This is a genomic window from Kordia algicida OT-1 (genome assembly GCF_000154725.1).
In the GTDB taxonomy this organism is placed as follows: Bacteria; Bacteroidota; Bacteroidia; order Flavobacteriales; family Flavobacteriaceae; genus Kordia; species Kordia algicida.
Genome location: NZ_DS544873.1, coordinates 554015 through 578742 on the forward strand (window position 1 = coordinate 554015; position 24728 = coordinate 578742).

The following is a 24728-nucleotide window of genomic DNA, read 5'->3' on the forward strand; positions in this document are numbered from 1 at the left end:
TCAATAAGTAAGGGAAGTCAATTGACTTCCCTTTTTTTTATTAAACTTTATATATCTAATTAGTCTTATGGACACCAAAAAGTTTCTGGACAATATCCCATAGAACAATCACCTGCCAAACTGTTTTTAGGACAATCTTTAACATCGGCAGTCATCGGTGTTGGATCATCTGATACTATAGATGTTGTATATGGATCAGCTCCAGAAGTTGTTTTTGTGTCTGAAGAACACGCTTCACCACCAAAAACAGCAGTTTGAATATTTGAAATAGATTCTTTGTTTAATGCTAAACTTTTGATACTTCTTTTTTTCATAATAATTGATTTTAATGTTTATAAATGTTTAATGTCGACAGATTAAACTTAAGACCATTTACGAAAATAGCTTCAAGCGAATTGCTGAAAGATGTATTTCAATTGCTAAAAACAAAAAAGAGTTACCTTTTACAGTAACTCTCTTTTATATATTGTATATTTTTTAATCTAACGTGAGTTCAACGTAAGAATTTTAGTTTGAAACTATTCTTTTCCGCAGTATAGCAGGGATTTTTCGTGAAAAATTTTCGAAGCCTTGGAGAAAATTTAGAAAAATTCATGCGGTTTTAGTTTTTCCCTAAAAGAAAAACTAAAAATACCTCTGGAAAAGTTCCCTTTCTTTTGTTTCTTTTCTTTGGGTAAGCAAAGAAAACGAAAATAAAACACTGAAAATAAATTATATAGCAGAATTATTTTTAAAATCACTATAAATATAAATTGAATGATTTATATCGAACTGACGTTAATCTAAGAAAACATGTCCATGCCAGGAATATTTGGCATTCCGTCTTTGGCAACAGCAGCAACTTCTGCTTCATGAACTTCTCCTGCACGCTTGATAGCTTTGTTTAAAGTTAAAATTAAATAATCTTCCAACTGTTCTTTATCTTCTAGCAATTCGTCTGAAACCTCAATCGATTTAATTTCACGATTTGCAGTGACAGTCACGTTAAGCAAGCTGTCAGAACTTTTTTCATCAATCAAAACAGTGTGCAATCGTTGTTTTGTTTCTTCTACTTTTTTCTGGGTTTCTTTCAATTTACCCATCATTCCCATTAAATCTCCAAACATTTGTATATAATTAAAGGTTAATTTTTACAAAATTATTAAATTGTGGACTTTTAACATACTTTTCAAATGAAAAAAACATTAGCGCTATTGCTTATTAGTTTTATACTTATAAATTCCTGTAATAAGAACACACCACACATGAAAAAAAACATATCAGTGCCAACAGTTGACAAGAAACCTACAAAACTTGAAAAACACGGCGATGTTAGAACTGACGATTACTATTGGTTAAACGATAGGGAAAACCCAGAAGTAATTGCTTACTTGGAAGCAGAAAATGCATACAATGACGCGATGACAGCGCATACAAAAGACTTTCAAAAAGATTTATTTCAAGAACTAAAAGGAAGAATAAAAGAAGATGATTCTTCGGTTCCTTATAAATTAAATGGTTATTGGTACATAAAAAAGTATGAAGAAGGCAAAGGATATCCAATTCACACACGTAGAAAAGGAACTTTAGATGCACCAGAAGAAATTCTATTTGACGTTAACAAAATGGCAGAAGGTCATCCGTATTACAGACTTACAGGAATTAGCGTAAGTCCAAACAACAAATTGGTTGCTTATGGAGTTGATACCATCAGTAGACGTCAATACACAATACACATTAAAAACCTAGAAACAGGTGAAATTTACAAAGAACGTATCGAAAATACGACAGGAAGTTCTACATGGGCAGCAGATAACAAAACGCTTTTTTATGCCAACAAAGACGAGCAAACTTTGCGCTCGGAGAAAATCTACAAGCACAAACTAGGCGATGAGGTTGCGAATGATACGGTTGTTTTTCATGAAGAAGACGAAACATTCATCACATTTGTATACAAAACAAAATCTAGAAAATACTTAGTCATCGGTTCGTACAGCACACTGACAATGGAATATCGAATTCTGGAAGCAGACAATCCAGATGGAGAATTTAGAGTGTTTCAACCACGTGTACGTGGCTTAGAATATGGTATTTCGCATTACAAAGATCATTTTTATGTATTGAACAACAAAGATGCTTCTATCAACTTTAAACTCTCTAAAACGCCAGAAGACAAAACAGGAATGGAGCATTGGGAAGACATTATTCCGCATCGTCCAGACGTTTTATTAGAAGACACTGAAATCTTTAAGGACTTTTTAGTATTGAGCGAGCGTGCCAATGGTTTAAATAAAATTAGAATCATTCGTTGGGACAGAACAGAAGACTATTATTTGCCATTTGATAACGAAACGTATACAGCAAACACAAGTGTCAATGTCGATTTTGATACGGAAATCTTACGCTACACATACAATTCCTTAACGACACCAGCTTCCGTGATCGACTTTAACATGGTTACCAAAACCAAAGACGTTAAAAAAGAACAAGAAGTACTTGGCGGAAAGTTTGACAAAAACAATTACATCTCTGAGCGTTTGTGGGCTACTTCCGCAGATGGAACTAAAATCCCGATGTCGGTTGTATACAAAAAAGGGATCAAAAAAGATGGAAGCAATCCGTTATTGCAATATGCATATGGTTCCTATGGAAGCACGATTGATCCATATTTCTCATCTTCACGTTTAAGTTTATTAGACAGAGGATTTATCTATGTAATTGCCCATGTTCGTGGTGGAGAATACTTAGGAAGAAACTGGTATGATGATGGAAAATTAATGGATAAGAAAAATACCTTTACAGACTTTATTGACTGTTCTAAATATCTCATTGAACAAAAATATACGTCTCCAGAACATTTATACGCTTCTGGCGGAAGTGCGGGCGGATTATTAATGGGAGCAATTGCAAACATGAATCCAGAATTATACAACGGAATCATTGCATCAGTTCCTTTTGTTGATGTCATTACCACAATGTTAGATGACAGCATTCCACTAACAACAGGAGAATATGACGAATGGGGAAATCCGAATGAAAAAGAATACTATCATTACATGAAATCGTATTCACCGTATGATAATGTAGTAGCAAAAGCATATCCAAACATGTTAGTCACTACAGGATTGCACGATTCGCAAGTACAATATTGGGAACCTGCAAAATGGGTTGCAAAGCTCAGAGATTTAAAAACAGACAATAATATTTTACTCCTTCATACCAATATGGATGCGGGACATGGAGGCGCATCTGGACGCTTTGAATCTTTAAAAGAAGTGGCCGAAGAATACGCGTTTTTACTGGACTTAGAAAATATAAAGGACTAATTCAAAAATTTACCTTAAATTTGCAAGGTTTTGCATATTTTCAAAACTTACAAAAATAAAACCCTGTACCAACTTAATAGTTTTTATGGAACAACAAATTAATGCTTTTGATAATGTACTCGAACTAATTGGGAATACACCTTTGATAAAGTTGAAACACATAACTAAAAACATCAAAGGAAATTTCTATGCTAAAGTTGAGGCATTCAATCCAGGACATTCAACGAAAGATAGAATTGCTTTATATATTATTGAAGAGGCAGAAAAGAAAGGCATCATTAAACCTGGTGACACAATTATAGAAACTACTTCAGGAAACACAGGATTCAGTATTGCAATGGTAAGTATCATTAAAGGATACGAATGTATTCTGGCAGTAAGTTCTAAATCTTCTAAAGATAAAATTGACATGTTGCGTTCTATGGGCGCAAAAGTTTATGTGTGTCCAGCGCATGTAAGTGCAGATGATCCTCGTTCGTACTATCAAGTGGCTAGACGTATTCATGAAGAAACAAAAGGTTCTGTTTACATCAATCAGTATTTTAATGAATTAAACATTGATGCACATTACAACAGTACAGGTCCAGAAATTTGGAAACAAACCAACGGAAATATTACACACTTTGTAGCATGTAGTGGAACAGGAGGAACCATTTCTGGAACAGCAAAATACTTAAAAGAACAAAATCCGAATATCCGAATTCTTGGAGTTGATGCATACGGTTCTGTATTGAAAAAATATCATGAAACGAGAGAATTTGATTCCAACGAAATCTATCCGTACCGAATAGAAGGATTAGGAAAAAACTTAATTCCTACTGCAACTGACTTTGATGTGATTGACAAATTTGTCAAAGTAAAAGATGAAGAAAGCGCACACAAAGCACGTGAAATTTCAAAAACAGAAGGTTTATTTGTTGGATACACAAGTGGTGCAGCCATGCAAGCCATTGAACAATTGGCGGAAGAAGGCGAATTTGACGAAAATAGCAACGTCATCGTAATTTTTCCAGATCATGGTTCCAGATACATGAGTAAAGTGTACAGTGATGAATGGATGAGTTCGCAAGGATTCTTTGACAGTAAAAATTTAGAAGAAGCACAAAAAATAGAATATATCAAATAGTTATAAAAATTTCATTCTAACATATTCAGAAGCAGCATAATAACAATTATGTTGCTTTTTTGCTATAAAGGCTAAAACGTTTCAACAAATTCCTCAAAAAAATAGCAATTCAACATAAAACTCTAATAATTATGATAGGCTCGTAAAAATAATTATTTTTGCCGTTGAAGTTTTCAGAAAAACTTCATAAATTACCATAACCCGAATTGATACATAAAGAAAAACTTAGATAGATGAAGGATTTATTTGCTAAAATATACAAGGATAAAGGACCGTTAGGAAAATGGGCATCACAAGCAGAAGGATATTTTGTTTTTCCAAAACTAGAAGGAGAAATTTCAAACAGAATGAAGTTTCAAGGAAAAGACGTAATTACATGGAGTATCAATGACTACTTAGGTTTGGCAAACCATCCAGAGGTTCGTAAAGTTGATGCGGAAGCAGCAGCAGCTTACGGTTCGGCATATCCTATGGGAGCGCGTATGATGTCTGGTCACACAGATTTACACGAGCAATTGCAAAATGAATTGGCAGAATTTGTTGGAAAAGAAGCAACCTACTTACTAAACTTTGGTTATCAAGGAATGGTTTCTACAGTTGATGCATTGGTTTCTAAAGACGATATTATTGTATACGATGTAGATTCACATGCATGTATCATTGATGGTGTACGCTTGCATATGGGAAAACGTTTCACGTTCAAACATAATGATATTGAAAGTTTAGAAAAAAACCTAGAGCGTGCTACCAAAATGGCAGAACAAACTGGTGGAGGAATCTTAGTGATCTCTGAAGGTGTGTTTGGAATGCGTGGAGAACAAGGGAGACTAAAAGAAATTGTAGCACTTAAGAAAAAATATAACTTCCGTTTATTTGTAGATGATGCACACGGTTTTGGAACGCTTGGCGCGACTGGTGCTGGAGCTGGACAGGAACAAGGTGTTCAGGATGAAATCGACGTATACTTTGCAACGTTTGCAAAATCAATGGCAAGTACAGGTGCATTTATTGCAGCAGATAAAGAAATTATTGATTACTTAAAATACAACTTGCGTTCACAAATGTTCGCAAAATCACTACAGATGCAATTGGTCGTTGGCGCGTTAAAACGTTTAGACATGTTACGTACCATGCCAGAACTCAAAGAAAATCTTTGGAAAATTGTAAATGCTTTACAAAGCGGATTAAAAGAACGCGGATTTGACATTGGAACCACACAAAGTTGTGTAACACCTGTATACTTAAAAGGAAGCATTCCTGAAGCGATGGCGTTAGTAAAAGATTTGCGTGAAAACCACGGAATCTTCTGTTCAATTGTTGTATATCCAGTCATTCCAAAAGGATTAATTCTACTCAGAATGATTCCAACAGCTTCACACACATTAAAAGACGTAGAAGAAACCTTAGAAGCGTTTTCAGCAATCCGTTCCCGACTAGAAGATGGAACATACAAACGTGTATCTGCGAAGTTGATGGAAATGATGGGAGAATCATAAAAAAACTACTCATAAAATCTTCAAAACCGTAACAGCTATGTTGCGGTTTTTTTGTGTCATAAAATTTCAAAAACAGTAAGTTTTTCAACCTAAATTTTTAATAAAAGATCTAAATTTCAAATTATTTTTTTTGTAAAATTTTGATTTTCAATTATGTAATTCCTTATTTTTAATTTAACTAAGATTAATTCTAAATAATCTTTGTAAATTCAAAATCCCATAATATATTTGCCAAAACAAAAAATAATACCTTTTTAAAACAACCATAATGAAAAAAGTAATAGTAGGAGTATTGGCAATTTCAAGTTTTGTATTTACTTCATGTTCAAGTGATGATGATGCAGGAAATTCAGTAGATAATAACCAAGTAATTGCGCCAGCAACATATACATTTGCTAGAGGTGGAAATACAACAGTAAGCTACAGTGGACAAACCACAAGAATCCAAATGGGAGAAGAATTTATTTCTGCTCTAAAAGACAACACAAGAACAGAAGCTGAACTTGATGGAATGTTTGCACACATGGAAGGAAACAACGATTTCAACAATGCAGATTTAAATGCTTCAGGGAAAAGTATTCGTAGCAAAACAGCTGCTTCTTCCGATTATTTTTCTGCAAATACAACAGCAGCAAATGCTATCAAAGCAGACTTTGATTCGTGGATTGCAGCACAAGTTTCAGAAGTATTTCCTGCTTGGGCAAACAATGCAACTGCTGGAAATGCAGGACAATTGCAAGAAGCTGGTGGCGGATCTACACGTTACATCAATGGAAAAGGGTTAGAGTACAATCAAGCTGTAAACAAAGGGTTAATCGGAGCATTAATGGCAGATCAAATGCTAAATAACTACCTAAGTACTTCAGTTTTAGATGCAGGGAATAATAGAGCAAACAACGATGCTGATGTTCTCGAAGATGGAAAAAACTACACAACTATGGAACACAAATGGGATGAAGCTTTCGGGTATCTTTACGGTACTGACAGCGCAACAAATCCAGTTCTAAATGAAGATAGTTTTTTAAATAAATACCTTTCTAGAGTAGAAGGTGACGCTGATTTTTCAGGAATTGCTTCAGAAGTTTACGAAGCCTTCAAATTAGGTAGAGCAGCAATCGTAGCAAAAAACTACACAGTACGTGACCAACAAGCAGACATCATCAGAGAAAAAATATCTGAAGTAATCGCAATTCGTGCCGTATACTATTTACAACAAGGAAAAAACAACTTAGCTACAGACAAAGCTGCTGCATTTCACGATTTATCAGAAGGATTCGGATTCATCTACAGCTTACAATTCACACGTAAACCTGGAACAAACGAACCTTATTTTACAAAAACAGAAGTTGATGGATTCATTACTCAACTAATGACAGGAAATGGTTTTTGGGATGTAACTCCTGCAACATTAGATGAAATTTCTAACACAATCTCAGCAGAATTCAACTTTACTACAGCACAAGCGGGAAGCTAAAAATGAAAGCAAAAAAAATTATTTAGAATTAATATAAAAAAGTAGCAAATGTATTAGGATAACATTTGCTACTTTTTTATTTTTGCAACGTTTATTTAGAATAAATAGAAATAAGAAATGGCGAAGAAAATTTTTTCAATAGTACTTTTGGCATTATTTATTGCTGCTTGTAGTTCGAGTGATGATGCTGTAAACACTGATGGAGGCGGAAGTGGAACTGCTTTCGATAGAGCAGGAATGTTACGCAATCTTGCTGATAATATCATAATTCCTTCATATCAAAACCTAAACTCAGACTTAGGAACGTTGGTAACCGCAAAAGACAACTTCAATACAACACCAAATCAGGCAAATCTTGATGCGTTACGTTCTGCTTGGTTCACAGCTTACAAAGCTTGGCAACATGTAGAATCGTTCAATATTGGACAAGCAGAGCAAACATTATATGCTTTTCAAATGAACACCTATCCTGTAAATACTACAGATGTGGAAAACAATGTCGCAAGCGGAAGTTATGACTTAACGCATCCAAATAACAATGATGCGGTTGGTTTTCCTGCACTAGATTATATGTTACATGGAATTGGCGCAACTGATGCTGAAATCCTCGAAAAATATACAACCAATGCAGAAGCTGGAAAATATCAAGCATATCTTTCTGATTTGGTAAACCAAATGCAAACGTTAACACAAGCTATTTCAAGTGATTGGACAGTAAACTACAGAGACACATTTATCTCTAGTACAGCAAACACTGCAACAAGTGCTACAAACAAATTCATCAATGACTTTATTTTCTATTACGAAAAAGGATTAAGAGCAAACAAAATAGGAATTCCAGCAGGAAACTTTTCTTCCACACCATTACCAGATAGAGTAGAAGCATTCTACAATCAAGAAGTCTCAAAAGAACTAGCTTTAGAAGCATTAAATGCGGTACAAAATATCTTTAACGGAACTGAATTTGGCGGTTCAGCAAATGGAGAAAGCTTCAAAACGTATTTAATTTCACTTGATAGAACTGACCTCGCAAACATGATTAACAATCAGTTCAATACTGCTCGTGGAAAAATTCAAGAATTAAACGCAAACTTTGCAACACAAATAAATACTGACAATACTAAAATGACAGAAGCGTATGATGCGCTACAAGCCGCTGTCGTATTACTAAAAGTTGACATGTTACAAGCATTCAACATCAGTGTAGATTATGTGGATGCAGATGGAGACTAAATAGTAAATTACTCAAAAACTAAGGTTGTCGTCGTGGCAACCTTTTTTTGTATCAAACCTAACGACTTCGATATAAAAGAAACTATTGGAGTATTTAAACCACAATGATCGAGTGAATCGTTTTCAAACATACATACAACAACAAACCAACGCAGCGCCATTAGCGGTTTTTCGTATTGGTTTTGGATTGATGATGTGTTACGGAATCATTCGTTTTTGGGCTCACGGTTGGATAGAAACACAATATCTCGAACCTACATTTCACTTTTCTTACTACGGATTTGAATGGGTAAAACCGATAGGAAATTATACATATCTTATCTTTTTTATTTGCGGACTCTCAGCATTCTTTGTCGCACTCGGACTCAAATATCGTTTGGCAATCATCACTTTCTTTTTGAGTTTTACGTACATCGAATTGATGGACAAAACAACCTATCTCAATCACTACTATTTCATCAGTATTTTGAGTTTTTTGATGATTTTCCTTCCGGCGAATGCGACATTTTCCATGGACAATCTAGCACGAAAAAGAACCTTCGAGAACATTCCAAAATGGACAATTGACGCCATCAAACTCTTGCTAGGAATTGTCTATTTCTACGCAGGATTAGCAAAAATAAACTCTGATTGGCTTTTCAAAGCACAACCACTAAAAATCTGGCTACCATCAAAATTTGATCTGCCCATCATAGGAGAAACACTCATGCATCAAAACTGGTTTCACTTTGCCATGAGTTGGTCAGGAATGTTGTACGATCTCTGCATTCCATTCTTATTGCTCTACAAAAAAACGCGTATTTTTGCATTCATATTGGTAGTATTTTTTCATGTATTCACGCGCGTTTTATTTCCTATCGGAATGTTTCCGTTTGTAATGATTGTAGGAACCTTAATCTTCTTTGATGCAAGTTTTCACCAAAAAATCATAACACTCATCAAAAATATATTGAGCAAACTGAGAATGCTAAAAACAACAACATTACAAACATTCTCAGCATATCAAATACGTTACAAATCGTTTGTTATTTCTGTAATTATAATCTTCTTTACAATCCAATTACTACTTCCTTTCAGATATCTTTTATATCCTGGCGAATTATTTTGGACAGAACAAGGCTATCGTTTCTCATGGCGCGTCATGCTTATGGAAAAAGCAGGAATTTCCACCTTTAAAATAGTCGATGGAAAAACGGGAAACTATTTCTACGTAAAAAACAGTGATTTTTTGACAGAACGACAAGAAAAACAAATGAGTTTTCAACCAGATTTCATTCTCGAATACGCACACTATCTCGGCGATACATTCACCAAAGACGGACATAAAAATGTACAAGTATATGTAGAAAGTTATGTGGCGCTCAACGGACGATTAAGCCAATTATATATAGACAAAACAGTTGATTTATATCAGCAAAAAAGATCATTCAAACCTAAAAACTGGATTTTACCATTTAACGATGACATTAAAGGATTTTAGCATACTTAGTATACTTTGTTTGTTCAGTATTTCCCTAGCTGCACAACAAAAAATTTCGGGAACAATAATTTCCGCAGAAAACAATAAACCTATTCCAAATGTAGATATTTACGATCAAGGTTCAGGAAAATTAGCCACAACCAATGAATCAGGATATTACGAATTTACTACAGAAGAAAAGCAACTAAAAATTATCTTCTTTTCGTTTGAATATGAAGTATTTGAAAAACAGCTTGTTGTAGCTGAAGATATAGTGCTGAATGTTTCTTTAAAGCCTTTGGGCGAACAGCTCTCGGAAGTAGAATTGAATGTACGAAAAACGAAAATATTCGCGCTAAAGCGATTAAAAGATGTAGAAGAAACGGCGATTTTTGCAGGGAAAAAAACCGAAGTTGTTTTAGTAGAACAATCCATGGCAAACTTAGCGTCCAACAACGCTCGTCAAATATACAGTCAAGTCGTAGGATTGAATATTTATCAAAATGATGATGCAGGATTGCAACTCAATATTGGTGGTCGCGGACTCGATCCGAATCGTACGGCAAACTTCAACACACGACAAAATGGGTATGACATTAGCGCAGATGTATTAGGATATCCAGAAAGTTACTATTCGCCTGCGGCAGAAGGTTTACAGGAAATCCAAATCATTCGTGGAGCGGCATCTTTGCAATACGGAACGCAATTTGGAGGTTTGGTGAATTTTGTGATGAAAAAACCAAATCAGGCAAAACCGTTTGAATTTATTACCAGAAACACCATTGGAAGTAACAACTTATACACAAACTTTACCAGCATAAGCGGAACGGTTGATAAATTTAGTTACTATTCGTTTTTCAACTACAAAAAAGGCGATGGATTTCGTCCAAACTCAGAATTTGAATCAAAAAACGCGTATGCACACATTGGCTATCAATTCAATGAACGCACAAAACTAGAAGCAGAAGTTACGTATTTACGCTATTTGGCAAAGCAAGCTGGCGGTTTGACCGATGCAATGTTTACTGAAAATCCTTTTCAAAGCAATAGAGCACGAAACTGGTTTCAAATTGATTGGTTGTTGTATAATGTAAAACTCTCGCACAAATTCTCAGAAGACACGAATTTTACATTCAATGCGTTTGGGTTAAATGCTTCTCGAAATGCGTTAGGTTTTAGAACTAACAGAGTCAATCAAGTTGATCCAGGAACGGAACGAGATTTGATAAAAGGCGATTTTAATAACTTCGGATTTGAAGCACGTTTGTTGAGTAATTACGAAGTTTTTGGTAAAAAATCTACTTTCCTAATTGGTTCAAAATTTTACAAAGCAGACAATACAAGTGCGCAAGGTCCAGGTTCTGCGGGAAGCGATCCGAATTTTGAATTTCAATTGGACGATTATCCAAACTATCAAAATCAATCAGCATACGACTATCCAAATTTAAATGTGGCAATCTTTGGGGAAAATATTTTCTACCTGAATGATAAATTATCGATCACGCCAGGTTTCCGATTTGAACATATCAAAACAGAAAGTGATGGATTTTTCAAGCGAATCAATACCGATGGAGCTGGAAACGTTATTCTAAACGAAACGGTTGACAATAGCGAAACGCGCGAACGTTCTTTTGTACTCTTTGGTTTGGGGGCAAGTTACAAACCATCGGACGCGTTGGAAATCTATGGAAATGTTTCACAAAACTATCGTTCGGTAACGTTTACAGATATTAGTATTATCAATCCTGCATTCGCGATCAGTCCAGAAATTGACGACGAAAAAGGAATGACTATCGATTTTGGAGTGCGCGGAAATTATAAAAACATGATTTCGTACGATTTGGGAGCTTTTGGATTATTCTACAACGATCGAATTGGTTTTGTACAACGTGCTTTCGCAGATGGAAGCGTAAAAAGTGAACGTGGCAATATTGGAGACGCCATAATGTACGGTTTTGAAGGTTTGTTAGATTTTAATCTGAACGAAATCTTCATCAAAAATAACGATTACAGTTTCAACTATTTCATCAATGCTGCAATTACAGATTCAGAATATACCAAAACCGAAGAAAGTGGCGTTGAAGGTAATAATGTGGAATTTGTACCAAATGTAAACTTAAAAACAGGAATTCGTTTCGGATATAAAAACTTCTTATCCAACATTCAATATTCGTACATTTCGCAGCAATTTACAGATGCTTCCAATGCGGTAGAAAGTAACTTAAGCGGTGTGATTGGGGAAATTCCTGCGTATGATATTTTAGATATTTCATTCTCGTATACGTATAAAAATTTCAAGCTCGAAACAGGAATCAATAATCTGCTAGACAATGAATATTTCACACGACGCGCAACAGGTTATCCTGGACCAGGAATCATTCCATCTGTGAATCGGAACTTTTATGCGACACTTCAAATAAAACTCTAACCATTTTTTCATTCCTGCGAAGGCAGGAATCTATTAAGATTGAAGAATTGAATGCTTAAAAGATTGAAAGATGTTTTTCATTCCTTTTTATTTATCACGAATCCACGAATGTTTTTTATAGTATTATCATTGACTTTGTCGAATCTTCAATTTCCTGTGAAGGCAGGAATCTATTGAGGAATTTAGTGGATTCCTCAATAAATGCGGAATGACAAATTAGCGATTAAGTTTTTATGAAACAGGAAAGCTTCATTCTGAACTAGATTCAAAATCTTATTACAGTGAGTTCTTAGGATTATGCGAAACTGAATTTGGTCTGTCTTTAAAACAATATTTTTAACCTTGAATCTTATTATTGTTTTTATTGAAAGAAATTTAGATATCTTTATGTTTTTTCTTACTAAATTTAATTTTCTATGTCCATTACTCTTAAGTTAAATAAAAATGCTACAATATGGCTAATAGCTTTATTTTCATTTATACTAGCAGCGTTGATAATTTTTCAATCAGTTATTTATAAATATAACATAGAAGATTTATCATTTATAGAATTACAAGAAAGATACAAAAGGGATAAATTAACTTCACTCTTAAGTTCTGCTTTATTAATAATTATAAGTCTGTTGTGCATTTCACTTTTTAGAAATACTCAAATAGCAGTTAAAACGAGAAACTTGTTGATGGACAAGAATGCCCAATTAATAATCGCTAAAAATATAGCAGAATCCAAACTCAAACAATACACATTCCTAAAACTAGACAAACATCTTATTTCTAGTATTCGCCAATATTTAGTATTTTTTTCCAATTACGTAAAAGACAGTAAAAAAGTAGAAATTATTATGCACGCTTCCGAAGTTGAAGGCGGTTTAGACATTGCGTTTGATTTTCCAGAGACAACGACCAAAGAAGAGTTACAAACTTGGCTAAACGAATATTTAGGCTTCTTAAAAACAGATAAAAATAATCTACAAGTAAATGCGGTTGATGACGTGACAGACAAAGAAGCAGATGTTTTAATTTTAAAACTGAAAAATCAAATTCAACATTTTAAACATTCACTAGATATTTTACAAGTTGAAAATAATTTACTGAAAAGTCAAAATGAGCAAATTACTGATATTACTAAACTCTTGGCTAGTAAAAGTGATCAGTTTTTTATTCCAATTGGAAATAATAATTCAATTGTAAAAGAACAAAGTAATACGACTGATAAAACACAGTTTATAGGGAGCTCATTTCACAAAAGTGAAATCAATATTTCTGAGATTGATGACAAGATTGTAGATTTAATCAAAACGCTTTCAAAGAATACCAAACAAGAAAAGAAACTACTTTCAAACCTAGAAACACTAAAATCTGAAACAGCTTCCGAAAAGGAAAAGAAAAAATCAGGAAGCATGATTCGTAAGTTTTTGGAAACCTGCAATACAGAAGTCGCCAAAGAAGTGATTCAAACCATTAGTGAAAATGGTGAAGGTTGGATTCAATACATTGGAACGTTATTTTAACTTCCGCAACAACACTTTTGCTTCGCTGTAATTATAATTGTCAGGATCTTCAATATGCGTGTTTAACAAATAAATCGCTTTGTCTTTAGCTTCCATTTTTAGATGTATCATCGCTTCATACCAAGTTCCTTTACTACTTTCAAAGGAATCGTCAAAATCTGCTAACTTTTGAAAAGTAGCGATTGCTTTATCATTTTTACCTAGTTTGTCATAAGAAGCACCAAGGTATTGCAAGCTATACACATAAAGTTCGTATGAGGGTTTTACTTGTTCAAAAAATGCTGCGGCTTCTTTATATTCCTCTTGTTTAAAAGCAATTTCTCCTTTGAAAAAAGCATCTTTTTGTTGTCCTTTTTCTATAAAAGAAGGCAACTCAGTCCAATCTACATATTCCTCGTAATAGTCACTGTACGATGAGGTCATCTGTATAAAATAAATACTTAAAAATAAAACAATCATTCCAGCAATAGCGAAATAACGATAGTATTTTTGTATAGGTTTAACATTCTCTTTTTCACTAAAATAGACTTTTTCTGCATTTCGAATATTTGCCGATAATCCTTGATATTCTTTACTTCGCAGCTTGGTTTTTAGCTTGTTAATTTCCTCGCGACTCAACTTTTGTTTAAACAGCGAATAATCACTTTGATTCCCTAGGGCTTCCGAAAGTTCAATTTGAAGTTGTAATTCGCTACGAAGTGTTGCATCACCTTTTAGTTTATCTTCAAACATTTTCAGTTCAATGCCAGTCATTTCGCCTTTTACATAACGCTCAATATCTCCTAAAAGCTTTTCTGTTAACTCTGACGCCATTTCTTTATTTTTTGATATTTTTTATCTTCCTTTATTAGTTTAATCAATTTTGCTCTACACTTAAAAACACGTTGTCTTACCGTATTTATTGAGGCATATGCGTACTCGGTCAATAATTCTTCATAGCTCAATCCGTTAAAATAACTGCCTAAAATTTCTTTACAATTATGCGAGAGCAAGTCAAATTTTTCAATATAAAAATCTTGTAGTTGCTGTTCTATTACAAAAGTACTTAATGCTTCTTCTTTATCTTCTAGTGTCAAAGTATCGGTTTTCATTACCTTATTTTTTAACGTTCTTTTCCAGATATTTTTGCAAACGGTAAAAAGATAGGCTTCAAAAGACTTTATTTCAGTTCTTTTTTCTTTTTGTGTGACGATGATATACATGAGTCCATCATGAAAAACATCAGATGCATCTTGTGAGTCGCCTCTATTTTTAAGTACAAACGAATTTATTTTGGGAAACAATTTATTGTAAATTTCCAATGTAACTTTCTCATTTCCAGAGATAAGTGCATTAACATATCTTTCACTATCTTTCATAAATAAAAATAAGATTAAAATATTGGGTAATGTTTTCCGTGTTTATTCCCCTATATGTAAACGCAAAAATTAAATATTATGAGAAATATACAAAAACTTATTGCATTTGTATTAGTATTACTAACGTGTTCATGTTCAACAGATGATTTGATAACTGAAAGCAACATTAAAACTGAAAATGATAAAATTGTGAATACAAGTCCAGAAAATATAACAAGTAAATCAAATTTTTTCCCCACGTATTCAGACACACAATTAATAGTGCAATATAAAAACGGTACCACTGATCCCGAAAAAAATAATATAAGAATGGCTAATGGAGTCACAAACTATGAAGTTTGTCATTGCACTAATAAAGATATCGAACTTTGGTCTTTTGGAGGAGTTATCAATATAGAACCTAAAAGACGCTCTATCAAAGATCAAGTAGATGACGAAAGTGATACAGGCGTACTTGCAGTCGATTATGAATTTGTATTTGGTTTGGATATAGAAAGTCCATTTACAGGAACGGATTTGGATACAGGATATACTTCATATATAAAAGAGGAGAATTCTGGAATTACCATCGCTATAGTCGATTCAGGAATTGCTACAGGTTTGACTGTATTTAATACAGATACAATGGCAAATAAAATTTTATTCAATGCTGATGGTGTTGCGGTAGGCGATGAAAAATCGGGCTGGGATTTTGTTGACGAAGATGCCAATACTTTTGATGATAACGAAGGGAAACACGGAAGCATTATTGCCAATATGATTACTAACGAACTAACTACTAATGCAATTCCGCATCAAATATTGCCAGTAAAAGTTTCCAATTCTTTAGGTCAAGCGAGCTATTTTAATTTTTTATGTGGCACTTTATATGCTTCGGAAAGAGCTGATATTGTAAGTATAAGTATGGGATGGTATGATGACGGTTTTGGAGAATCTTTAGAATCTATTTTTTCAAACATTGTCGATGCAAATCCAACTACTATTTATGTAACTTCTGCAGGAAATCTTTCTAGTAATAATGACATGTTAAGACATTTTCCTTCGTCGTATGAACAAGAAAATGTGATTGCGGTTGCTTCCGCTAATGAAGATACATCAAAAATTTCAAATTTTTCAAACTACGGAGTTCTAAGTGTTGATTTTTTTGCGCAAGGCGAAGGAATTTCTTTTTATGATGTTTTTGTGCAAGGAACTTCATTTGCTGCGCCGCAGGTAACTATAGAAGCAGCAGCTATTTTCTATGAAGATGGTATACTATCTCCTGAAGAGTTAAAAGATGAGTTGAGTATACGAGGAAGTGTCGTACTTGAATCATTTACAGATTTGGGAGACGATATATCTAGAGACACCTATTTCAATAAGTTGATTATTCCATTCGATTAATAATTAATGTTTATTTTAGAGCAGGAATGACTTTCTCTCTAAGATACATATTGGCGTTGTTTATTTGTTTTCAAAGCATTGCTCATGGGCAGCATACGGATTTGTCAGCTACTATTGATAGTATTAATCAATTTGCAAAACCATCAGTACGCATACAGAAATTCAATATACTGATTGATAATACAGACATTCCGAAGACGCCTAAAACACAAGCGACGCTTTTTTATGAACTAGCTAGAAGTTACAACAAAGCTGAAAGTTATGAAAAAGCGTTGCTAAATCTTACCAAAGCTATTCAAATTCAAAAACAACTAAAGCATCAAAATACGCTCAACAAAAGTTTATACTTAAAAGCTTCTGTATATCAAAAATTGGAGCAAACATCAGAAGCGTATGCTCTTTTGTTGCAAATAGTGAAAGCTAACGGCGCTGATAAATATACTTGCAATTCGTATCGGAAATTGGCAAATATTGAAAGAGAGCGAGGCGATTATTATAGAGCTTTACAGTATTTGAATACAGGAATTTCCAATAAAAAACTCTCTGAAAACAAAGAGTTTAAAAGTCTATTGTCAAGTGGTATCATCGCCATATATTCAAAAATTTATGAAACTTCGTTTGAAGTTAAAGATGACATTTCAGATTTAGCCATTGTAAAAGCACGTCAAAAAAACATTGAAGATCATTTAGATTTTTTTCAGTCAAAACCAAAAATGCTCGCAGGAATTTATACCAATTTAGCCATTGTATACGATAGTTTTCAAGAATTGGAAAATGCATTAAAATTTTATAAAAAAGCGCAAAAAATATACAAAGAAAATGGGTATATATATGAAGAATGGGATGTTGCTTTAAACATTGCCATAGTATACTCTAGACAGCAAAAGCATCAACTTGCCAATCAAATTTATCAAAGAATTATTGAAGCTTCAGATGATGCAGATCAAAAAGCGAACGCATACAATAGTAAAGGATATTATTTAAATACAGAGTTTTCAAAAGAAAAGCTTCCATACTTAGAAAAAGCAGTTATTATTTGTTCGGAGCTTGATACACAACTGAAAAATAACTTTCGTTTACCAACACTTTCAGAAATCAAAACATCAGGTTATGAACAAGAAATATTGGTTTATTTGATTGATTTAGCCGATCATTACGTGCAAACTTATAAAGAAGAAAAAGATCAAACCTATCTCTACAAAGCCAAAGAAACCGTTATATTAATTGACCAATTGGTGTCCTTAATCAGATATAATGTCGATGCAGAAGCGTCTAAATTATTTTGGATTAAAAAAGGAGTCAACATTTACATGCTCGCAGTAGAAATTTGTTATCGCTTACATGATGTTGAAAGCGCGTTTTACTTTATGGAAAATAACAAAGCGTTGCTGCTTCAAGAAAATATAAAAACCTTTCAATCCAAACTAGCATCCAACATTCCTCGCAATTTATTGGAGCGCGAATACAAACTAAATTACGAAGTACTTAATTTACAAACGCAATTTCAGCAAGAAATTGACAATCAAACATTGCGGAAAAGTTTTGCAGATAAAAAAGCGGAGTTTCAAACATTTATGGACTCCATGCAACGCGCATATCCAAAATATACAAAAACCAAAGAAAAAGTTGCTATTGTTTCTTTGCAAAATGTGATGGAAACTTGTACACAGCAAAAAGCTGCGTTTGTAGAATACATTTTACACGAAACAGATGGTTATGGTATCTATTATGACGGAGAAAATCCTGAGTTTTTTAAAATAGAAAATACAGCAAACTTTCAACAGCAATTGAAGAAATTGAAAATGTTTATGACCAAACGCTTCATGAATTCTGAAGCATTAAAAACGTATCAAACTATTGGTTTTGAAGTATTTCAACAGTTATTTCCATTTAAAAATGCTTCACGACGTTTGCAAAACAAAAAACTGACGATTGTTGCCGATCAGAATTTACAATACCTTCCTTTTGAACTCATTCCGATGAAAAAAGAAGGGAAACTCTCAGATGCTTATTTGGTGAATACAGTAGAAACTTCGTATGTACAATCGTTTTCACTTTTTGAGCAAATTCAGAAAAAACAAAATGCACCAACAGAAGCATTATTAGTCATCGCGCCCAACGAATTTGAAGACAAGGAATTACCAGCATTAGCAGAAACAACAGAAGTATTGGAATTCTTATCAGAGTATGAAAACTCGGTATTGCTGACGAGAAAAGAAGCTTCCAAAGAAAATTTTATCAAACACAGAAATAATTTCAACATCATTCATGTCAATACACATGCAGGTTTAGACAGTATTTCCAAAATGCCTTGGTTGGCTTTTTACAAAGAAAAAATAACGCTTACTGAACTTTTTGGACTTGAAAACCAGGCAGATTTGGTCATTCTAGATGCTTGCAAAACCAACGATGGCGTGAATCTTTCTGGCGAAGGAATCATCAATCTTTCCAGAGGTTTTTTCTACAACGGAACGCAAAGTGTCTTGGCTTCACAATGGAATGTAAACGAGCAAGCAGGAAACGAAATCTTACAAACGTTTTATACGGAATTAAACAACGGAAACTCTAAATCCAAAGCATTGCAACTTGCCAAAAAAGCATATTTACAAAAACATCAAAACACACAAAATACTCCGTATTATTGGGCAGCTTTTACACTTACAGGAAGTACCGATGTTATCATGCTTCCATCAAAAAATAATAATACAATCTTTATTATTGGGGCGATACTTTTCATTCTTATCATCCTATTTTTTGGCTATCGGAAGAAAATTTTAAAATAACATAAATTGTTTATTAATAGTGGTTTAAGGTGTTTTTATATACAACTAACTTTTTTATTGGGTAATGAATTCCACAAAAGTGCCCATATGTATAAACGAACACTTATTTACAAACTCAAATTGCTCACATAAACCTAACCTTTAAAAACGTAAAATTGAAAACTTACCAATTCAACCATTGAAGAAATATGTATAATAGATACACACTCAGACCAACTGAAAAACTGTATCAAATTTTTGCGTTAATTATGCATATAAAGAAAGGCTTTCTGTAACAGGAAAGCCTTTTATAATACCAGAAAACGCATAGAAATTTAAAATAACAAAAAGGGTTTCATAAATTATGTATACTTTTATGCGTCAAACACATTACGAAGTACATCAATGAAGATACTCATCACGGGAATTGCTGGTTTTATCGGATCGCATGTTGCAGAATATTTACAAAAACAAGGTCATGAAGTTGTTGGAATAGATAATTTTTCAGATTACTATCCTGTGCAACTTAAGAAAAAAAATGCAGCAACTTTGCGTGCAAAAGGCATTGAAATTTTACAAGCAGATTTGCGTGAAATAACCGCTATTGAGAAACTTCCTAAAGGAATTGAATATATTTTTCATTTTGCCGCACAACCAGGAATCGCCGCGACTTCTACGTTTGAAGATTACTTAACAAACAACGTAATTGCCACGCAAAACTTACTTTCGTACGCACTGAAACTTTCTTCATTACAACTCTTTGTGAATATTGGAACGTCTTCAATTTATGGATTAAACGCAACATTTCCAGAAACGGTCGTACCAAAACCAGCTTCTCATTATGGAGTGACGAAACTTGCTGCCGAACAATTAGTTTTATGCAGCTCAAGGCTGAATCAACTCAACGCCTGTTCATTACGATTGTACTCTGTATACGGTTCACGAGAACGTCCAGACAAGCTATTCACAAAACTGTTAGATTGTGGATTAAACGATAAGACTTTTCCACTATTTGAAGGAAGTTTGTCACACTTGCGAAGCTTTACACATGTAAGCGACATTGTAAAAGGAATTACAAGTGTTATTGGAAAAGAAGCAGTTTGCAACGGAGAAATTTTCAACATCGGAACAGAAGCCGAATATACGACGCAACAAGGAGTTGATGCTGTTGAAAAACTACTAAATACGAAAATTACATTTGAAAAATTACCGCCGCGTTCTGGCGATCAACAACGAACTAAAGCAGACATAGGAAAAGCAAGAGAACTCCTAAACTACAATCCTATGGTAACTCTAGAAGAAGGTGTTGCTGAACAATTGACTTGGTTTCGTGATTTGTGAAATTGAAGTTGAAAACTGATAAAAAGACAATTTTTTTAATACCAAAATACCATAATACCAAAACCATTACATCGAGCGGAGTCGAGATGCTAATCTCTCTCCAACAAATACATTTCCGTACGCAAACGATCTTTATAGCCTTTTTTAGAATCATCAATCGGATTCAAATCATACGTTCGGATATACGTAATTTTATAACTTGGAAACGCTTTCTGCAATGTTTTTTTGGCACCAATCATCACCAACGCTTTAAACTTAGCTTCTTTTGGAATTTCTAAGGCGTGACTGTGCAATAACGGAATCATTCCACCATAATCCCACACCAATTCTGGCGATTGAATATTGAATAAATACACAGGAATATTGTCGGTTTCTGCTTCTTGCGAAATGGTTGCGAGCGATTTGTATTTCGGATTGTCCAAAAATGCATTTGCCAATGGAAAACCGAAACTAATTGTGGTCATCAAAAAGAAAATTAGTAAATAGAAAACTCGCTGAATTTTCTGTTGATATAAATATTTTAGAATGAAAAAACCGATCGGAACCAAAATCAATGATGTAATGATAAATCGTGTATAAAATCCTGATAGTCGATCTTTTAAGAAAATATAACCAATAATTGGAAACACCAATCCGATCAATCCAACCAAGCCAAAATTTAGATATACAGGAAACTTTTCTAAGTTCTTCATTTTTGTTTGAAACGACTTAAAAACATACATCATAAAGAAACTTGTCGTATATGCCAACGGAATCAATACAGGCAATAAATAACGCGATTTCTTTTCAGGAATCAAGGACAATAATACAACCGCGGAAAGTGTCCAAAACAAACTAAATTTATACGCTTTCAAATTTGCCACACGCGATTTCAAATACGGATATAGCAAACTTACAAGCGCCACAACGGTCCAAATTCCCGATTGCACAAAAAAGCTCCAATAATAGTAAAACGGACGCACATTACGATCTGCCCAAGCTGTGGTTTCTTTCTCTGCAATAGCTTTTGCAGTATCGCCATCAAAAGCATTTACATATAGTGGCCACCAAGCTGATAACAATGCTGTAACTGCAACTAAACCTAACAAGGGCAACCATTTTTGCTTAAAATTCATGTATTTATATACGATACTATATGAAATGATAAACGGTAAAAACAGTGCAAAATGTGACACAGGACCTTTGCTCATAAAGGATAATCCGATAAATGTTCCTGCCAAAAGAGAATTTCGCCAAATATGATTTTCCTCAGAAAAGAACTGAAAAATGTAATAGATACCAATTATCATAAAACTGTGCGCAAAAATATCCCAAGTTCCGTTTCTTCCCGCAAAAATGATGTAAAACGAAGTGGCTAAAATTAATGCATTGACAAACGCTTGTTTTTTATTTTTCAAAAAGTAAACACCAAAACGGTATGAGAATAATACTAAAATTAGCGTGATAATCGCAGAAGGAATTCGCAAACCTGCCAAACTTTTAAAACCGAAAATCATTCCAGAAATCGCTGCTAGCCAAGTTGGTAAAGGTGGTTTTTCGTAACGTGGTTCGCCGTTCATCGTGGTAAGTAACCAATTGCCATCTGAAACCATTTCACGTGCTGTAATGAAGTTTCTGGCTTCCATGATATTTGGATACAATACATCGAGATTGGTAAAGAATATGAACGCACATACAATAACTAATATCCAAATGTAATTTTTCTCCTGTATAAAATTCATGACTGATTTCTTAAAAGCATTATATTTCTAACATACGTAACAATTCCAAATATATGACCAGCAATTAAAATCGGATCTTTTCTAAAAATTGCATACGTAAATATCAAACTGGAACCGAGCAAACTCAGCATCCAAAAGCCAAAAGGCAAACTTGATTCCTTTTTCTTTTCAGAATAAATCCACTGATAAATAAATCGTAAGGTAAAAATTAATTGTCCTGCAATTCCCAACACAAACAACCAATCGGCAATAGCTTCATTATTCAACAGATTGTAAATATCTTGTTTGTTATTATTATAACCAATGGCAATGATAATTAACGGAAAAATAATGATAAAAACGCGAACCAACTTGTGCATTCGCGACCATTCGCCTTGCAATTGCATGTTTCTTACGTAAATAAAATACGTCAAAACCTGTCCGAGCATGATGGCAAAATCGTTCCGAAGATAACCGTATACAAAGAGTAGGAAGGAAGCAATAAGACTTAATTTCCAGAACAGCGCAGGTGTTAATACTTTTTTATTTTTCTCTGAAATAATCCATTGTAGTAAGGTTCTTCCTGAAAATAATAATTGTGCAAGCGCACCAATTCCGTAAACGAGCCACGTCATCATCCTTTCTTAGCAATAGAATAGTTGATGTACTTTTTCTTCATCCAAACATAAGCAAAACAATCCATTAACGGACCTAATAAACGATTCCACAAACCGTATTTTGCTTCGCCCGCAATTCTTGGAAAATGCTGAATAGGAACTTGTTTTATCTTTCCTTCTTGTAATAAAATCATCGCAGGAAGAAAGCGGTGCAATCCTTTAAACATCGGAATGCGTTTTGCGTAATCAGTCTTAATAATTTTCAACGGACAACCTGTATCGTCCATACCATCTTTGGTAAACGTTCTGCGGATTCCATTGGCAATTTTTGAAGACATATTTTTGACAAATGAATCTTTTCGGTTGGCACGAACGCCCGTTACCAAATCGTATTCGCCAATATATTCTAGGAGTAAATCGAAGTCAGCAGGCGCCGTTTGCAAATCAGAATCAATATAACCTACCAAATTAGTTTCAGTATTGTCAAAACCAGCTTTGATGGCGGCACTCAATCCTCGATTTTCAGCAAAACAAACAAAATTGAAAATCTCGCTATCTGTACAGATTTTTTCAATCATTTCCTGACTTTTATCTTTAGAGCCATCATTTACAAACAAAACTTTTACAGGAATTTTAGCAGTTTTGGCATAAGCAGCCAATTCTTTTTCAACTCTTTCTAAATTGTCTTCCTCATTATATACAGGAACAACGATGGTTAGTTCTTTCTCCATTTACGAATACTTTGTTTCTAAATAGCTTAAAAATATCCGTCAAAGTTATTGTTTTTTTATTGAACTTGTCTTGACTTTTTATTTTTAACCGAAAATGAGTTCAAATTTGTTCAGATAATACTATTTTAAAAGGCATAGGATCGCTATGGATAAGAAAATAGCTGAAATATGGGCGAGTTTTAGCCATTTTTTAGAAAATAGAAAAAGCCAAGATGAGTTCACAAATCGGCTGTAAGAATCTAATTTAATAGTAAATTATGCATTAGGAACTCGTAATGAAGTTTCTAATGCATAATTATTGTTGATCGTACTTTTTTTAGCAACAACCAGACTCAGGCGAACAACAAGCATCTGTTTGTGCTTGTAATTCAGACAATTTCATCTTTGGTTTTTGCGCAGGAATTCCGCAATTATCTTTTGCAAGACAATCGGTTTGTTTTGTGGTTAACACGAAATGATTGTCTTGAAAATCCAATCCATATTTTCCAATCGTTTCCGCCTGATATTCTACTTCAACTTCCCAATCTTGAATTCCCAAGACTTTCTCAGAAAGTTCAATAATGTTCATCAATTTCTTTGGTTCCAAACGGTGATCTACATCATCGGCAGACCATAATTGAAAATTTACGACATTTTCCGTACGAACCACGCCGCCACAATCGATAAAATTCTTTGAAATCTGTCCAACTTCTGTCACATGAAAATGACTCTCAACTTTTTGTGAATTTGGTAAATAAAAATCTAATTGTTCTAAATTTTCTAACTGTTTTTTTACTTCTGATAATTTCATTGTTCTTTGATATA

The 24728-nt window shown here is 33.9% G+C and carries 19 protein-coding genes; 11 read left to right on the forward strand and 8 right to left on the reverse strand.

The window, feature by feature from the left end; translation table 11 throughout:
• Positions 1-65: 65 nt before the first annotated feature.
• Together KAOT1_RS02495 and KAOT1_RS02500 are read right to left on the reverse strand one after the other, a co-directional pair.
• Positions 66-314: a hypothetical protein gene (locus tag KAOT1_RS02495; protein ID WP_007093108.1), complete on the reverse strand. Its 249-nt coding sequence runs from the start codon at positions 312-314 to the stop codon at positions 66-68.
• A gap of 468 nt (positions 315-782) precedes the next feature.
• Positions 783-1106 carry a YbaB/EbfC family nucleoid-associated protein gene (locus KAOT1_RS02500; RefSeq protein ID WP_007093109.1) on the reverse strand — a complete coding sequence of 108 codons (324 nt, stop codon included), beginning with the start codon at positions 1104-1106 and terminating at the stop codon, positions 783-785.
• A gap of 66 nt (positions 1107-1172) precedes the next feature.
• Here KAOT1_RS02500 and KAOT1_RS02505 point away from each other — a divergent pair, with 66 nt between their 5' ends.
• The 8 genes from KAOT1_RS02505 (at position 1173) to KAOT1_RS02540 (ending at position 14032) form a co-directional block, all read left to right on the forward strand.
• Complete coding sequence (locus KAOT1_RS02505; protein ID WP_040559280.1) at positions 1173-3305, forward strand: S9 family peptidase; 2133 nt, start codon at positions 1173-1175, stop codon at positions 3303-3305.
• A gap of 85 nt (positions 3306-3390) precedes the next feature.
• Positions 3391-4431 (forward strand): PLP-dependent cysteine synthase family protein, encoded by a 1041-nt coding sequence (locus tag KAOT1_RS02510; protein WP_007093111.1) that lies wholly within the window; start codon positions 3391-3393, stop codon positions 4429-4431.
• 233 nt (positions 4432-4664) lie between these two features.
• Positions 4665-5927 (forward strand): aminotransferase class I/II-fold pyridoxal phosphate-dependent enzyme, encoded by a 1263-nt coding sequence (locus KAOT1_RS02515; protein ID WP_007093112.1) that lies wholly within the window; start codon positions 4665-4667, stop codon positions 5925-5927.
• 268 nt (positions 5928-6195) lie between these two features.
• Complete coding sequence (locus KAOT1_RS02520) at positions 6196-7401, forward strand: DUF4856 domain-containing protein (protein ID WP_007093113.1); 1206 nt, start codon at positions 6196-6198, stop codon at positions 7399-7401.
• Positions 7402-7518: 117 nt separating this feature from the next.
• Complete coding sequence (locus KAOT1_RS02525) at positions 7519-8634, forward strand: imelysin family protein (RefSeq protein ID WP_007093114.1); 1116 nt, start codon at positions 7519-7521, stop codon at positions 8632-8634.
• Between the two features lie 85 nt (positions 8635-8719).
• Positions 8720-10114, forward strand: coding sequence for an HTTM domain-containing protein (locus tag KAOT1_RS02530; RefSeq protein WP_238528674.1), 1395 nt, complete (start codon positions 8720-8722; stop codon positions 10112-10114).
• A complete protein-coding gene (locus KAOT1_RS02535; protein ID WP_007093116.1) occupies positions 10095-12521 on the forward strand; it encodes a TonB-dependent receptor domain-containing protein in 2427 nt (808 codons plus the stop codon). Before KAOT1_RS02530 ends, KAOT1_RS02535 begins: the two co-directional genes overlap by 20 nt.
• 680 nt (positions 12522-13201) lie before the next feature.
• Entirely contained in the window at positions 13202-14032 is an 831-nt protein-coding gene (locus tag KAOT1_RS02540; RefSeq protein ID WP_007093117.1) for a hypothetical protein, read from the forward strand.
• Here KAOT1_RS02540 and KAOT1_RS02545 read toward each other — a convergent pair.
• Both KAOT1_RS02545 and KAOT1_RS02550 read right to left on the reverse strand, forming a co-directional pair.
• Complete coding sequence (locus KAOT1_RS02545; RefSeq protein ID WP_007093118.1) at positions 14024-14845, reverse strand: tetratricopeptide repeat protein; 822 nt, start codon at positions 14843-14845, stop codon at positions 14024-14026. The genes KAOT1_RS02540 and KAOT1_RS02545 overlap by 9 nt on opposite strands.
• Positions 14830-15390 carry an RNA polymerase sigma factor gene (locus KAOT1_RS02550; protein ID WP_007093119.1) on the reverse strand — a complete coding sequence of 187 codons (561 nt, stop codon included), beginning with the start codon at positions 15388-15390 and terminating at the stop codon, positions 14830-14832. Before KAOT1_RS02550 ends, KAOT1_RS02545 begins: the two co-directional genes overlap by 16 nt.
• A 78-nt stretch (positions 15391-15468) precedes the next feature.
• Here KAOT1_RS02550 and KAOT1_RS02555 point away from each other — a divergent pair, with 78 nt between their 5' ends.
• From KAOT1_RS02555 to KAOT1_RS02565, 3 genes are all read left to right on the forward strand, one after another.
• Positions 15469-16773, forward strand: coding sequence for a S8 family peptidase (locus tag KAOT1_RS02555; RefSeq protein WP_007093120.1), 1305 nt, complete (start codon positions 15469-15471; stop codon positions 16771-16773).
• Between the two features lie 101 nt (positions 16774-16874).
• Entirely contained in the window at positions 16875-19556 is a 2682-nt protein-coding gene (locus tag KAOT1_RS02560; RefSeq protein ID WP_162014331.1) for a CHAT domain-containing protein, read from the forward strand.
• A 384-nt stretch (positions 19557-19940) separates the two neighbouring features.
• On the forward strand, positions 19941-20876 hold the full coding sequence (locus KAOT1_RS02565; protein WP_007093122.1) for an NAD-dependent epimerase/dehydratase family protein: 936 nt from the start codon (positions 19941-19943) through the stop codon (positions 20874-20876).
• An 89-nt stretch (positions 20877-20965) separates the two neighbouring features.
• Here KAOT1_RS02565 and KAOT1_RS02570 read toward each other — a convergent pair whose 3' ends face one another.
• From KAOT1_RS02570 to KAOT1_RS02585, 4 genes are all read right to left on the reverse strand, one after another.
• A complete protein-coding gene (locus KAOT1_RS02570) occupies positions 20966-22597 on the reverse strand; it encodes an ArnT family glycosyltransferase (RefSeq protein WP_007093123.1) in 1632 nt (543 codons plus the stop codon).
• Complete coding sequence (locus KAOT1_RS02575; RefSeq protein ID WP_007093124.1) at positions 22594-23214, reverse strand: lipid-A-disaccharide synthase N-terminal domain-containing protein; 621 nt, start codon at positions 23212-23214, stop codon at positions 22594-22596. The genes KAOT1_RS02570 and KAOT1_RS02575 overlap by 4 nt, the downstream gene beginning before the upstream one ends.
• Positions 23211-23924 (reverse strand): glycosyltransferase, encoded by a 714-nt coding sequence (locus KAOT1_RS02580; protein WP_007093125.1) that lies wholly within the window; start codon positions 23922-23924, stop codon positions 23211-23213. Before KAOT1_RS02580 ends, KAOT1_RS02575 begins: the two co-directional genes overlap by 4 nt.
• 316 nt (positions 23925-24240) lie before the next feature.
• Positions 24241-24714, reverse strand: a complete 474-nt coding sequence (locus KAOT1_RS02585; protein ID WP_007093126.1) for a DUF6428 family protein — start codon at positions 24712-24714, stop codon at positions 24241-24243.
• Positions 24715-24728 lie beyond the last annotated feature (14 nt).